This is a genomic window from Streptomyces sp. NPDC007983 (genome assembly GCF_042958345.1).
Lineage (GTDB): Bacteria > Actinomycetota > Actinomycetes > Streptomycetales > Streptomycetaceae > Streptomyces.
Genome location: NZ_JBIBJI010000003.1, coordinates 376221 through 389931, shown reverse-complemented (window position 1 = coordinate 389931; position 13711 = coordinate 376221). Strand labels below are relative to the sequence as shown.

The 13711-nt window shown below is 68.6% G+C and carries 14 protein-coding genes and 1 pseudogene; 7 read left to right on the top strand and 8 right to left on the bottom strand.

Annotation, left to right across the window (positions count from 1 at the left end):
- Positions 1-16: 16 nt before the first annotated feature.
- The 5 genes from ACFZCY_RS10785 to ACFZCY_RS10765 all read right to left on the bottom strand — a co-directional run bounded on the left by ACFZCY_RS10785 (position 17) and on the right by ACFZCY_RS10765 (position 4313).
- Complete coding sequence (locus ACFZCY_RS10785; protein ID WP_361486145.1) at positions 17-622, bottom strand: ATP-dependent Clp protease proteolytic subunit; 606 nt, start codon at positions 620-622, stop codon at positions 17-19.
- A 4-nt stretch (positions 623-626) separates the two neighbouring features.
- Entirely contained in the window at positions 627-1280 is a 654-nt protein-coding gene (locus ACFZCY_RS10780) for an ATP-dependent Clp protease proteolytic subunit (protein WP_391171102.1), read from the bottom strand.
- A 125-nt stretch (positions 1281-1405) separates the two neighbouring features.
- Entirely contained in the window at positions 1406-2233 is an 828-nt protein-coding gene (locus ACFZCY_RS10775; protein WP_391171100.1) for an endo alpha-1,4 polygalactosaminidase, read from the bottom strand.
- Positions 2230-3132 carry a phosphorothioated DNA-binding restriction endonuclease gene (locus ACFZCY_RS10770; RefSeq protein WP_391171098.1) on the bottom strand — a complete coding sequence of 301 codons (903 nt, stop codon included), beginning with the start codon at positions 3130-3132 and terminating at the stop codon, positions 2230-2232. Before ACFZCY_RS10770 ends, ACFZCY_RS10775 begins: the two co-directional genes overlap by 4 nt.
- 44 nt (positions 3133-3176) lie before the next feature.
- Entirely contained in the window at positions 3177-4313 is a 1137-nt protein-coding gene (locus ACFZCY_RS10765; protein WP_391171096.1) for a substrate-binding domain-containing protein, read from the bottom strand.
- 335 nt (positions 4314-4648) lie between these two features.
- On the opposite strand from ACFZCY_RS10765, the gene ACFZCY_RS10760 reads away from it, so the two are divergent.
- From ACFZCY_RS10760 to ACFZCY_RS10745, 4 genes are read left to right on the top strand one after another with little or no spacing between them, the layout of a single operon-like run.
- On the top strand, positions 4649-7264 hold the full coding sequence (locus ACFZCY_RS10760) for an ATP-binding protein (RefSeq protein WP_391171094.1): 2616 nt from the start codon (positions 4649-4651) through the stop codon (positions 7262-7264).
- Positions 7245-7721, top strand: a complete 477-nt coding sequence (locus ACFZCY_RS10755; RefSeq protein WP_391171092.1) for a roadblock/LC7 domain-containing protein — start codon at positions 7245-7247, stop codon at positions 7719-7721. Before ACFZCY_RS10760 ends, ACFZCY_RS10755 begins: the two co-directional genes overlap by 20 nt.
- Before the next feature lie 30 nt (positions 7722-7751).
- On the top strand, positions 7752-8204 hold the full coding sequence (locus ACFZCY_RS10750) for a DUF742 domain-containing protein (protein WP_361486158.1): 453 nt from the start codon (positions 7752-7754) through the stop codon (positions 8202-8204).
- Entirely contained in the window at positions 8152-8772 is a 621-nt protein-coding gene (locus ACFZCY_RS10745) for an ATP/GTP-binding protein (protein ID WP_391171089.1), read from the top strand. The genes ACFZCY_RS10750 and ACFZCY_RS10745 overlap by 53 nt, the downstream gene beginning before the upstream one ends.
- Before the next feature lie 591 nt (positions 8773-9363).
- On the opposite strand, the gene ACFZCY_RS10740 is transcribed toward ACFZCY_RS10745, so the two are convergent.
- A complete protein-coding gene (locus ACFZCY_RS10740) occupies positions 9364-10008 on the bottom strand; it encodes an MAE_28990/MAE_18760 family HEPN-like nuclease (RefSeq protein WP_391171087.1) in 645 nt (214 codons plus the stop codon).
- A 15-nt stretch (positions 10009-10023) separates the two neighbouring features.
- Complete coding sequence (locus tag ACFZCY_RS10735; RefSeq protein WP_391171085.1) at positions 10024-11127, bottom strand: DUF262 domain-containing protein; 1104 nt, start codon at positions 11125-11127, stop codon at positions 10024-10026.
- 374 nt (positions 11128-11501) lie between these two features.
- Between ACFZCY_RS10735 and ACFZCY_RS10730 the strand changes: the two are divergent.
- Both ACFZCY_RS10730 and ACFZCY_RS10725 read left to right on the top strand, forming a co-directional pair.
- Positions 11502-11874: pseudogene (locus ACFZCY_RS10730) on the top strand (ArsR family transcriptional regulator).
- A 42-nt stretch (positions 11875-11916) separates the two neighbouring features.
- Positions 11917-12657 (top strand): MBL fold metallo-hydrolase, encoded by a 741-nt coding sequence (locus ACFZCY_RS10725; RefSeq protein WP_391171083.1) that lies wholly within the window; start codon positions 11917-11919, stop codon positions 12655-12657.
- Here ACFZCY_RS10725 and ACFZCY_RS10720 read toward each other — a convergent pair.
- Complete coding sequence (locus tag ACFZCY_RS10720) at positions 12585-13103, bottom strand: hypothetical protein (protein ID WP_391171081.1); 519 nt, start codon at positions 13101-13103, stop codon at positions 12585-12587. The genes ACFZCY_RS10725 and ACFZCY_RS10720 overlap by 73 nt on opposite strands.
- 157 nt (positions 13104-13260) lie before the next feature.
- On the opposite strand from ACFZCY_RS10720, the gene ACFZCY_RS10715 reads away from it, so the two are divergent.
- Complete coding sequence (locus tag ACFZCY_RS10715; RefSeq protein WP_391171079.1) at positions 13261-13710, top strand: DUF3515 family protein; 450 nt, start codon at positions 13261-13263, stop codon at positions 13708-13710.
- The last annotated feature ends 1 nt before the right edge of the window (position 13711 follow it).

Below are 13711 nucleotides of genomic sequence, written 5' to 3'. Positions count from 1 at the left end.
CGCCTCGGTTACGCGGTCACGCGGCGCGGACCAGCCGCCGGGACAGCACCTCGTCGGCCAGCCCGTACGCCACCGCCTCCCGCGCCGTGAACACCTTGTCGCGGTCCATGTCCGCGCGCAGCGTCGCCACGTCGTGCGGGGTGTGACGGGACAGCACCTCCTCGACCTGGGCCCGGATGCGCAGCATCTCCTTGGCCTGGAGGCTGAGGTCGGACACCGTGCCGCGCGCCCCGCCGGTCGCGGGCTGGCCCAGCAGGACCCGGGAGTGTTCGAGGACGAAGCGCCGCCCGGGGTCGCCCCCGGCCAGCAGCACCGCCGCGGTCGAGGCCGCCTGGCCGACGCAGAACGTCGAGATCGGGGCGGTCACGAAGGTCATCGTGTCGTAGATCGCCATGAGCGAGGTGTACGAGCCGCCCGGCGAGTTGATGTAGATCGCGATCTCCTGCTCGGGACCGGCCGACTCCAGGTGGAGGAGTTGCGCGATGACGACGTTGGCGACGCCGTCGTCGATCTCCGTGCCCAGGAAGATGATCCGCTCCGACAGCAGCCGGCTGTAGATGTCGTACGCCCGCTCGCCCTGCGTGGTGCGCTCGACGACGGTCGGAATCGTGTACTGGCTCATGTCCTCAGATCCCCATCCGTCGACGCGGGGCGCCCGGGCGCACATCGCTCAGCGATTCCACGATGTGGTCGACCATCCCGTACTCCTTCGCCTGCTCGGGTGTGAAGAACCGGTCCCGGTCGCCGTCGCGGGAGATCGTCTCCCGGGTCTGGCCGGTGTGCTCGGCGATGATGCGCTCGATGGCCGTCTTGGTGAACTCCAGGTTCTCGGCCTGGATCGCGATGTCGGCGGTCGTCCCGCCGATCCCGGCCGACGGCTGGTGCATCATGATCCGCGCGTTGGGCAGGGCGTACCGCTTGCCCGCCGTCCCGACCGTGAGCAGGAACTGCCCCATGCTCGCGGCGAACCCCATGGCGAGGGTCGCGACGTCGTTGGGGATCAGCCGCATCGTGTCGTAGATCGCCAGCCCGGCCGTCACCGAGCCGCCGGGGCTGTTGATGTAGAGGCTGATGTCGGTGCGCGGATCCTCCGCCGACAGCAGGAGCAGCTGCGCGCAGACCCGGTTCGCGGAGACCTCGTCGACCTGGGTGCCGAGGAAGACGATCCGCTGGGTGAGGAGTTGCGCGGCCAAGTGGTCGTCGAAGCGCGAGGGCGGCGTATCGCCGTCGTCGGCGCGGGGGCTCAGGGCTGGGTCCCAGCCGGTGAGGGGTGCGGGCATCGGGCCTCCCGTGGTGATCCGCGGCGGCCTTCGCCGCGGTCACTTCACTGTCGGCCCGAACCGGCTTCGGGGGCAGGTTTCTCTGCCCGCGGCAGATGCGCCGTCAGCAGAGGTGCGGCAGCGGATCAGCACACGTCGCGGACGTAACCCTCGTCGTCCGGGGTGGAGACGTCCCGGTCGCGGCGTACGACGGACAGCCGGTCGCCGAAGCCGTCGCACGCCTTCGCCATCCCCTTGTCCTCGTACTCGACGACGACCACCCGGTTCCGGTACGGCTTCGCGAACGCCCCGCACTCGTCGTATCTGCCGCACTCCTCGACGACCGCGAAGTCCAGCCCGGTCTTCGCGCGGCGTGCGGCGAGCGGCCCGGTGTTCTTCTGCGCGATCGCGAGCCCCAGGTCGTGGGCCCGCCGCGCCAGCAGCGACACATACGCCGTGGCCTGGTCGGCGGTCAGCAGGTCGGGCCAGCGGGTGAACGTGTCGAGGTTGTCGGGCTCGACGGCGTCGAATCCCTTGTCGGCGCAGCTCTTGAACCACGCCCCGACCTTCTCGGCCGCCTCCTCGCGCTTCGCGGCGGTGGTGATGTCGAGGACCGACTCCCCGTCCCACTCGGGGTCGCCCACGACCTCGCCCTTCTTGTCGTGCAACAGCAGCCGGGACGGCCACTTCTCGCCCGGCTGGGTCTGGAAGGCGTTGACGTAACAGACGTTGTACAGCCCGGGCGCCGGATCGTCCGCACGGTCCCGGCTCACGATCCGGACGCCCTTGGGCGGCGTGTAGGCGCCACCGATCTGGTAGTCCCAGGCGGCCCCCACGGGCGGCAGCTTGACGTCGGCCGCTCCGGTGTCCTTCGTGGCAGAGCCGCACCCGGGCAGCACGGTCATGACCGCGGCGGCGAGGGCCGACGCGACCGCGGTCCGGGTGCGCGCGGCGGGGGAGTGGTCCATGCTCATGCCCCCTGCGCCACTCGGGCCTTGCCGCGGAAGACCTGTTCCGTATGCCAGGCGACGTTCTGCGGCGCGACCGTCGCGCTGCCGCGCTGCGGCCCGATGAGCGAACGGTCCACCAGGTCGAGCACCTGCGTCCGGGCCGCCTCGCCGCGGCCGGTGAACTCCCGGGAGACGATGATGCGCCGCCCGCCGTCCAGGCCCAGCACCCCCCGGTCGAACAGCTTGTGGTGCAGGGAGCACAGGCACAGCGCGTTGGAGAGGTCGTCCGCGCCCCGGAAGGCCCACCACCGCACATGCGCGGCCTCCAGCCCCACCGGCACCCGGCCGATGGCCCCGTCGAACCCGCAGAACGCGCACCGGTATTCGTAGGCGACGAGCACCTGCCGCCGCAGCTCGGCCGCGCGCCGCCGGTCGCGTGCCGTCACGGTCGCGACCACCGCGCCGTCCGCCGACTCCAGGTCGAGCCCGACCGCGGCGGCGATGTCGGTGTGGAGCGAGGGCGGGAAGTGCGTGTCCAGCAGAACGTGCGCCAGCCGCCCCAGCAGTTCCGGCTCGGCGGACAGCGCGGACCGCAACTCCGGCACCAGCCGCCCCTGCGCGCCGCTCTCCCGCAACTGCCCCACGCCCGACCCGGGGCTGGAACCGCCGTCGGCGGTGCGCACCTCCCACACCCCGTCATTGGTCAGGTGGTGGAAGGGGTACGAGGGCGAGGTGTCGTGCGGAGGCCCGTAGTCCCGCAGCAGGTCCTTCAGGTCCCGTTCGACGTCCGAGTAGCGGAGCCCCTCGTCGGGCCCCTGCTGGAAGCGCCCCAGGGCGTACAGCATCAGCAGCGGCTTGTGCGGTGCCCGTAACCCCTTGTGGGTCCACTGCCGCAGGTTGCCGACGCGTTCGATCCAGTCCATGTGACGGACTGTATTGCGGCCGTGTGCCGGGTGGACGCGGCGGGTCACCGGCCCCAGATCCGCCGGTACGCCTGCCGGTAGCCCTCGGAGTCCCAGGACAGGGCGCCGCCGCTGTTGGCGGCGGTGGTGATGTGGACGGGGGCGACGTATCCGCTGGCGGGGCTGCCCGCGAAGGCGCGGTTGAACTCGTCGACGATCTGCCAGCCCTGTTCGGACAGCGGCTCGGGCACGGTGGCGGCCTGGTACCGCTTGCTGTTGATGCGCTCGAAGGCCGACGGGTCGCCGTCACCGGCGCCGATGGTGTACGGGGCGCCCGCGCCGTCCTTGTCCGCGGCGCGCAGCGCGGGGGCGGTGTGCTGGAAGTACAGGTCGTTGATGGCGGCGGAGTAGGTCCACTTGTCGCCGTAGCGGGAGAGCAGCGAGCGGACCGCCCCGATGGCGCGGCGGTTGACGTCGGGTATCGGGATGTTCTGGTAGCTCAGCAGCTTGACGTCGGAGCAGGTGGCGAGTTCCTTCTTGATCAGGTCCGACTTGCGCTTCGCGAACGGCACCGTGGCGTCGGTGAACAGGACGACTCCCGCGTGGCCGTCCGACCGGGCGATGATCCAGTCGGCGCTGATCCTCGCGACGTCCTCGACCCGGGAGGTGACGTTGCTGAAGAGTTCCGGCTTCTCGCTGGGGCCGGGGGCGCCGGCGGCGTGCCAGCCGATCAGCGGAATGCCCGCCGCCTTGGCCTCCTTGGCCTCGTCGGCGGCGGTTGCGGGGTCGAAGCCGCCGATGACGATGCCGTCCGGCTTGAGGTCGAGGGCCTGCTTGAAGGCGGACCGGATGCCGCTCGGCGTGCCCTGGCCGTTGAGGGTGCGGGCGTTCCAGCCGAGCAGCTTGGCCGACTCCTGAACGCCCTGGGCGACCCCGGCCACGCCGGGGTTGGTGAGGGTCTGGGCGATGAAGACGATGCTCTTGCCGTGACGGGCCTTCGGACCCGTGGTGGGGCCCTTCCACGGGGCGTCCACCTCTTCGGCCTTCGCGACCGCCCGCTTGGCCTTGGCGAGGGCGGCGGGGCAGCCGGGCTCGGCGGGGCGCGGGTGCGTGGCGGCGGTGCCGGATCCGGGTTCGCAGCCGGTGGTGGCCACGGCCAGGAGCGCGGCGGCTGTCAGGACCGACTTGCGGGTGGCGTGCACGGGTCTCCTCAGCGGGGGCACAGACGGGTTCGGGCCGGGGGTGGGAGGAGACAGATTACGGGTGGCGGTGCCCCGCCGGGCAGCCCCCGGGGGCGAGCGAGAGGCGACGGGGCGGTGGCCTAAACCTGACAACCGTGGATCTTCGGTAACCGTTGCCGATGGATGTCTTGCATGCGTACGCACACACGGTAGTGTTCACGGCCGGTTGGACGTGTGGCGCAAACCAGTCGCTCGCATGGGGCGCGAACGCCGCCGGCGTCACGCTCCACGGTCGTCGGCGGTCGGCAACAACGACACCTCGGTCACCGCTCAGGAGCACATCGAAGGAGGCCCGGGTGTCTGTGGACACAGAGGACCCGCCACGCGAACCGGACCCCTCCGGGCGCGCGCCGCGGGAGCCCAGGCTGCTCCGCTGGAAAGCAGACGCCCGGAGAGCGGAAGCCCGAAGGGCGGACGCCCTGCCGCGAGCTGACGCCCTCCTCGACCGGTGGCCGTTCCGGCGGAAGCTCAACGTCCTGGTGGTCGTGCCCGTCGTGGTCGTCGGCGTGCTGCTGGGCGTCGGCGCGTACGGCCAGGTGCAGCAGGCCCGGGACGCCGACCGGACCGCGCGGCTGGTGCGCGACAGCGAGCAGGTCACGCGGCTGGTCAACGACATCCAGGCCGAGCACCGGCAGGCGCTGCTGCTGGCGGTCGAGCAGGAGACGGCCCGGCCCGGGGCGAACCTGCCGTCGACCGTCGACTACCGCCGGATGCAGCGGGCCACCGACCAGCAGGCCACCGCCGTGCGTTCCGCGTTCGGCGCGGGGCTGACGAAGGACGAGAGGCGGGCCCTGGACTACGTCCACAGCCTCGGCGTGCTGCGGGACAAGGTCGAGCGGGGCTCGGTGCCCGCCGCCGGTATCGACCCCGCGTACGCCAACGCGGTCGGCTACCTGATCGACGGCATCGGGCTCGACCGCTTCTCCGGCTCCTCGTCGTCCTCGGTGATCGAGCTGCTGGACACGGTGCTGCGCGCCGACGCCGCCCACGCCGCCTTCGAGAGCGGGGTGTTCTCGGCCCAGACCCAGGACGCCAACGCCCTCACCGAGTACACCCGCGCGGCCGGTGCCCACCGGGTCTACCAGGAGCAGACGGAACGATTCGGCCGCATCGCCGACCCGGACCAGGTCCTGCGCCTGGAGGGCATCGAGCGCAGCGCCGAGGAGAACGGCTTCGACGCGAAGTTCGCGGAGCTGCAGATCGACCCCGCCTCCCTCCAGGGCCAGTCGCCGCAAGCGTTGCGCAAGGCCATCGCCGCGGGCACCCGGCAGGCCGCGGACCGCCTCGACATCACCCGCGCGCTGACCGGGCAGATCGCCGCCCGCGCCGAAAGCCTCTCCCAGGACGCCCTGTACAAGGCCGTGGCCCTGCTCGGCCTCGCCGTTCTCGGCTTCGGCGTCTGGCTCGGCTTCTCCTTCCTGGTCCGGCGCTCGGTCGTACGCCCCCTGGCGGCCCTGACCGGCGCCGCCCACGAGGTCGTCGAGGTGGCGGGCGAGGAACTGGCCCGCGTCGAGGACGACGAGTCGCCCGACAGCACCCCGCTGCGGCCACGGCCCATCCCCGTCCCGGTGCGCGACGAGATCGGCGACCTGGCCGAGGCGTTCAACCAGGTCCAGACCACCGCGGCGGCGCTGCTGGAGCGGCAGGTCATCAGCCGCCGCAACGTCGGCGAGATGTTCGGCAACGTCGGCCGCCGGGTCAGCAACCTCACCACCCGCCAGCTCACGCTGATCGACGCCGTCGAACGCGAGGAAACCGCCCCCGATGTCCTGGAGCGGCTCTACCGCATCGACCACATCGCCGTACGCCTCCAGCGCAACGCCGACAGCCTGATGCTGCTCGCCGGAATCCGCGAAGCCGAACTGGACGCCCAGCCGACCGCGCTCGCCAACGTCATACGGGCGGGCCTCGGCCGCATCGAGGGGTTCCAGCGGGTCGCCCTGCGCTCCGAATCCGAGGTCACGGTCGCGCCCGACATCATCGGCGACCTGACGCTGATGGTCGCCGAACTGCTGGAGAACGCGGTCGCGTTCTCCCCGTCCGACACCCCCGTCGAGGTCGTCGTACGGCCCGGCACCGACATCACCGCGGACGGCGGCGCGCTGATCGAGGTCATCGACCACGGCCTCGGCATGAGCGCCGAACGCCTCGACGAGGAGAACGCCCGGCTCATCCGCCGCGAACGGCTGGACCTCGTCCCCACCAAGGTGCTCGGCCTGTTCGTCGTCGGAAGCCTCGCCCGGCGCTGGGGCATCCGGGTCACCCTGAGCCGTACGCCCGGCGGCGGCGTCACCGCCACGGTGTGGATCCCCGACGCGCTGCTGATGGCGGTGAACGCCGGGGACACCGTCGCGCCGTCCCCGGTGGTCACGGAGCTGGCCCGTACGCCGGGGGGACCGTCGGCGCCGCCTCGCGAGCCCGCCGGTTCGCCTGCCTCCGCGCCCCCGTCCGCCACGCCGCTGCCCGTACGGACGCCCACCACCCCGCCCACATCGCGCCAGGCGGAACCCGAACAACCCGGCGGCCTCCCGCGGCGCATCCCGAACCGCAAGGGCGCGGAGGGAGCCTCCCCGGAGACCCCTGCCGAGAAGAAACGATCCGCCCCGCAGGAACCGTTCGCCGCGCGAAAACCGTCCCCCACCGCGGAGAAGCCGTCCGCCGCGCCCACCTCCCGTCCGCTGCGACGACGGGTACGGGGCGCGACGCTCGACAAGACCACCCCCTCGGTCGACCGGGGCATCGCGGCCGTCCGCCCGCCCGCCGATGCCGACGCGGTCCGGTCGGAACTCGACGAGTTCGAGGCCGCCGTACGCAGGGCGCAGCGGGACAGCGCCGGCACCCCGACCGACACCACGCCATTGCCCCATCAGCAAACCCGGAAGGAGTCGGGCAGTGACCACGCCGACAGGTAAGAGCAGCGGTCCCGCTGGGCAGGAACCCACCGATCTGCGAGCGGCCGCGGCCGACTTCACCTGGCTGCTCGACCGGTTCGCCACCCAGACCGCCGGTGTCGTCGACGCCATCGCCGTGTCCTCCGACGGCCTGCTGATCGCCGTGTCCGAGCTGCGCGAACAGGCCGACTCCGAGCGGCTTGCCGCGATCGTCTCGGGCGTCACGAGCCTCGCCGCCGGAGCCTCCGGCAACTACGGCCTCGGCGGCCTCAACAAGGTCATCATCGACCTGGAGGGCGGCCACGTCCTGGTGTCGGCCATCGGCTGCGGCGCCGTCCTCGGCGTGGTGACGTCGAAGGAGGCGAAGCTGGGCAACATCGCCTACGAGATGACCCTCTTCGCCAACCGGGCCGGGGCCGCGCTCACCCCCCAGCTCGTACTGGAGCTGAAGAAGAACGCCGGCGCCCCCATCGGCTGACGCGGTGCCCACATTCAGAAGGGGGGCGTGATGGCCACCGGTGAACCCGAACCGCACGAGACGGCGGACGACGCGGACACCGCGGCATCGTCGGAGCCAACCGTCCGCGCCTCCGCGATCCGCCCGTTCCTGCTGACCGCGGGCCGGGTGGCGGGCGGCGGCGGCAACGCGCCCCCGCTCCCGGTCGAGGCCCAGGTCGTGGCGACGTCGGACGGGCTCTCCGCCCTGCGCGCGCTCACCTTCGAACGCCACGACCTCGTCGCCGCCTGCCGACGCCCGCAGTCGGTGGCGGAACTGGCCGCGCGGCTCCGGCTGCACCTCAACGTGGTGCGGGTCCTGGCGGAGGACCTGTGCACCGCCGGACACCTGGCGGTGCACGTGCCGGACGCCAGGACGGTCCAGGACATCTCCGTACTGCGAAGGGTTATCGATGGTCTCCGTGCCGTCCCCGACTCACGGGGCACACTCCGCGACAGCAGCTGAAGCCGAACCACCGCCGCTGCCGGTCAAGCTGGTCATCGCGGGCGGCTTCGGAGTGGGCAAGACCACGGCCGTGGGCGCCATCTCCGAGATCCGCCCGCTGACCACCGAGGCCGCCATCACGGAGGTCGCGGCGGGCGTGGACGACCTCACCCACACCCCCGACAAGACCACCACCACGGTCGCCATGGACTTCGGCGTCATCACCATCGACCCGACCCTCAAGCTCTACCTGTTCGGCACGCCCGGACAGGACCGCTTCGGCTTCATGTGGGACGACGTGGTCGAAGGCGCCCTCGGCGGGCTCGTCATCGTGGACACCCGCCGCCTGGACGACTGCTACGCGGCCGTCGACTACTTCGAGCACAAGGACATCCCCTTCGCCGTCGCCGTCAACGCCTTCGACGGCGAGGTCGAGCACGACCTGGACGAGGTCCGCTGGGCCCTCGACGTCTCCGACCACATCCCGCTCACCGTCTTCGACGCCCGCGAGACGGGCTCGGTCCGCGACGCGCTGCTGGTCGTCCTGGACGTGGCCCTGGCCAGGGCGAAGTCGGCCGAACCGGCCTGACCTGGACCCCGTGGGCCGAGCCGGGCCCTGAAGGGTTCAGAACCGCAATGGTCAGCAGCCGGATCGCCACATAGTCGCCGCAATGCTGAACGCGACACCCCATGATCCGCTCACCACGAACGCGACGAGGACGATCCTCAGCCAGGCCGAGAACCCCAGGCCGCGCGGCTCCAAGGGCAGTCGGCGGCAACCCCGGGACCACGGTGGCCGCGCGCGTCAGTACCCGCAAGTAAGCGCAGCCCGATGCTCCAGGCCCCATACCGGCGACGGTCGGCCGCGAGCGCTTGGGCTTAGTCCTGTTTTCACGCAGCACTGGCCCCCGAATGTGGCCGAGGCACGGTGTCTATCACCACGTGTTCGCAACAAAGAAGATGAGTTGAACGCCGATACCCCTACCCCCGAGCGCAGATTGTCGGGGAGTAGTCCACGCCCTGGCCCTCCCTCGGGGCTGCCACTCCAACCGAGGGAGGACAGTGCTTGGAAACCCTGGTCCGGCGAAGCTAACCGACTCACCAGTTGACCTCATACTGTACGAGGTCAACTGGTGCTCTGAAGGGAGAATGCTATAATTCGGAAACTGAGGTGAACGGTCTACTCGGTCTTCAAGAAACATCCTTCTGTTGCTGCACGCTTGAGCTGATCGGCATAGACATCGATCAGCTTCAAAGCGCCTTTGACTCGATCCTCAACATCTAAAGCATCGAAGCTCACCAGTTCCCCGTGGGCTACCTGATTGCGAGCGTGCACTAGGCGTTGATCAATAAATGCAGCTCGCATTCCGTATAGCGGCAAAACTTCCAGGCCGATGCCTTGTACGATCTCTGTGAATACTTTGGACGAGAGGTTGCTTTCGGTGTCTATGCACTTATCTGGAGATAGTGAAAATATCTCTTCTCGTCTCCTGTCGATCTCTTCCAAAAGCTCACCTAGATACTTGGATTTCCCGCTTTGTGTGGCCCGCTTAAAAGCAGATGACACATAGGCGGCCTGGAACGGAAATTTCAGATCCGATACCTTTATTTTCGCGCCATTGATGTACTTTACGTAAGCACTGCTTCCCTGTTTCACGAATCCTTCCCAGTGGGCGTAGGTGAGCACCACGGCGGACCGCGCGAAGCAGCTCAATCTGCTTGGGTCTGGATTCTCTTCCCTGACTACGAGGAGGAGATTGGATAACTCGATCTTTCGGTGGGCCAGCTGCCGATCAATCGCTTCGATGAAATTTGACGGATCCAAAACGATCGCCCTCGCCTATGCGGAGAAGAGTTGGCGCCCGTACGGAATGGTCTTTTTCATTCGCTGATCGGCCCTCATTCCCGTGGCAAATCCAGGGGCGAACTTGGGGTCGCTCCAGAGGAGTTGACGGGCGCTTTGCACCTCTTCAATGCTGCAGTCGCGTTTTGGCAAGTGGTATCCGAGGCCCAGTGCAAGAACCTCATAGGCCGTCGATGAAAAGGCTCCTTCGGTACGCTCGCGACTTGGGTTCCATTTCCGCATGGCGTCGGCTCCAAGTGCCGCATTCAGCAGGGTGAAGCAAGACTCAAAAGCTTCCTGCTCGCCCCTTAGGTCAGAATAACTCTTTTCGGTAAATGGCAGAATTTCTCCGGAGAGGAAGTCGCCGATATTGCCGATGGAAGAGATGCGGCGCTCGGGAAGTGTTCGGAGCGTTACAAACCTGAGGGCCAACTCAAGATGATACTGTTCATCGAGGAGCCTCTCAGGGAGATTGAGCACCTTTTGGAAAGCGTCAGAGGAGGAGATATCTTGGAGCCAATCAAAGTGGGTGCGACTAAGGCTCACGAGCAAGCAATTTCGAAGTTCTTGCGGAGTGGCAACGCTGCCCAGCGAGTTTAGCCGCTGGAACAGGTCATATTTTGCACGCTTATCGCTCTCGCGTTTGATAATTTTGATGTCAACCCGTGACCGCTTGAAGTCGAGCTGTTGCGGACGAGTCAGTGCTGCTGCGGCTCCCTCGGCTGGCTGATAAGTGACTCCCTCCAGACTCGACAGGAATGGAGCCTGTCCGCAAACGAGCGGAGGGAGCAAATTGTCATCTTCATCGCGGAGAATTCCCATGAATTGGAAGATTGTAGAGAGCCGCTGAACACCATCAACCACATCCCAGATGCCGTTCTTGCTCTGGGCCACGAAGATGCTTGGCAAAGGAATCCCCAGAAGGATGCTCTCGATGAGCTGCGTGCGCTGGCTATCGGACCATCGAAAGATTCGCTGAAACTCTGGATGAATGTCTATTTCGCCATCTTTGTAGAGATTGGCGATTTCACTGATCGACATCGGATAGGAGTCTGTCGTGATCCTCTGTCGATAGAGTGCAAGCTCTGATTCCAGCGTCATCCGTCGATGCTAGCACTGATCTAACCTCTTGAAAATGTAGCAATCATGCGTTGTCGCCGAATATCGAAGGTCAGTGCTATAGCCTCCGGGGCAGGTTGGTGATGGCCGTGACGGGTTCGCCGTGGCGGGAGCACGATCAGGTGTGGTGTGCTGACCGATCCAGAACGCCCAGGTCGGCACCACTGGTTCCTTCGCCGCACGCCATCGGCCCACGTAGTCCACCCCGCGCGTCGCGGAAGCAGACCGCGGCGAGAGCGTCGAAAGACCACAAGACTGGCTAGCGACGGGCCTCCCAGGCGCTCCAGGCCCCTGGCCGAGCAGCGGCCCGCGCATCCGGAGAACGGCGAACTTCCCATTCCGTTACAGTGATACCGCTGGCTCGTGTCGCCTTGCGAACTGCTTCCCTGATCAGGACGCGTGCCGGGAACGAGCCGCTGCCGGAACCGGCGGTCGAAGGCCTGCACCTGGAAACGGTGCTGAGCGCACTGAGCGACCCGCTGCGCCTGCTCTTCATGCGCAAACTCCTTCTGGAGTCGGAGCAATGCGACCATCTCTGGCGCTGGTTCGGGATCGACCGCCCCAAGCCCTCCCTCACCCATCACTTCAAGGCGCTACGGGAGGCGGCCATATCAACAGGCAGCGGCTGTACGGCCTGGAGCGCCGCAGCCACGTACGCATCGCCGACCTCAACGCCCGTTCCCCTGGCCTCCTGAATTGGTGACGGCCTGGACCCCGGATGCGCCGTAACCCTCTGCTCGCCGCCGAGGAACGGCGCTAGGGTTCCGTGCCATGCGACTGACCGTTCTCGGCGGCTGCGGGGCCTGGCCCACCGCCGACCAGGCATGCAGCGGCTACCTCGTCGACCACGCGGGATTCCGCCTGCTGATCGACCCCGGATACGCCACGCTGCCGCGCCTGCTCCAGCACGGCACCGTCGACGCGGTCGACGCCGTGCTGATCAGTCACGGCCACCCCGACCACTGCGCCGACCTCAACCCCCTGTTACGCGCCCGGGGCCTGAGCGACGACCCGCCGCCGCCCCTGCCCGTCCACGCCCCGCACGGAGCGGTCGACGCCGTCCTCGCACTCGACAAACCGAGGATGCTCGCCGAGGCGTACCGCCTCCACGAGTTCACGCCCGGCGACCGCTTCGACATCGGCCCCTACACCGTCGACACCTGGCTCCTGCCCCACTTCGTGCCCAACGCGGGCATCCGGCTCAGCACCCCCGGCGCCGTGCTCGCCTACACCGGTGACACCGGCCCCAGCCCCGACATCCCACGCCTCGCCCAGGGCGCCGACCTGTTCCTGTCGGAGGCCACCTACGTCCACCGGGTGCCGACCGGCGACGCCCCGTACCTGCTGACCGCGCGGCTGGCCGGTCAATACGCCCACCAGGCAGGCGCCGCCCGGCTCGTGCTCACCCACCTCTGGCCGGGGACCGCCCCCGCGGCCGCTCAGGAAGCGGCGGCGGAGACCTTCGCGCACCCCATCGCCATCGCCGCGCCCGGCATCGTCACCCACCTGTGAACGCGACGCCCCGTCCCTGACCGGACACGAGCGGGTCCACGCCGAGCGCGCCGCGCACATGATCCAGAAGCTCGCTGCCGCGCGGGGGCGACGCGAGCGCGGTCCTCGGGGTCGTCCGCCTCGGCGGCGAGCAGCCGGAACAGCCCGCGCAGATCGCACGCCTCGACCCAGAGACCGCCCTCGTCACCGAAGCCGAGGACGGGCAGGGTGGCGAGGCCGGCGCGGCCGTCACAGCGCCACAAGGCGTAGTACGAGCCGGAGCCCGTGGCGTAGGCGAAGGGGATGAGCCGGTCCAGATACGCGTCGGGCGCGTCGCCGCAAAACCAGTCCAGGTCGTCGTTGTACGCGAACATCTCGAAGCCGGGCGCGAAGAACTGCCCTCCGAGGCTGTCCTCGAACTCCTTGAGCGCGTTCAGCTCGGGGATGGGGGAGTACGCGTCGCTCATGAGAGCAGACAGTAGCCCCGGCGTCCGACACCGCCCGCTCCGGGCCGGTGTGCGACGTGGCGGTAGGGTGCGAGGCAGGGTGTCGATGGGATAAGTGGGTCCGATGCGGTTCAGGTCATGGAGTAAAAAGGCCCGCCTCATCTCCGGGGTGTGCGTCGTGGCGGGGATCGCGGCCGCGGTCGCCTCGTATTTCCTGTTCTTTTCCAAGACCTCCGTGGAGCCCGGGCCCTTTGCCGGAAATCCGAAATGCGCGGATGTCATTTCCCGGGCCCCCGAAACCGTGCTGTCGAAGCACCGCGACGACGTCACCGGGAAGGGCGTCGCCGCCTGGGGAGACGGCTCGGTCGTCCTGCGCTGCGGGGTCACACCGCTGCGGCCGACGACCAATCTGTGCGTGACCATCAATGGCGTCGACTGGGTGCTCGACGAGGAGCGGAAGCAGAAGGACGGGGTGCACGTCCTGACCACATACGGCCGTGATCCCGCCGTCGAGGTGACCGTCAAGGGCGACGGGGCCAAGGCCGGAGACGCCTTGATCGACCTGAATAGGGCCGTCCGCGAAATTCCCCAGAAGTCGAAATGCCTTTCCCTGGGCGACACGCTCTGAG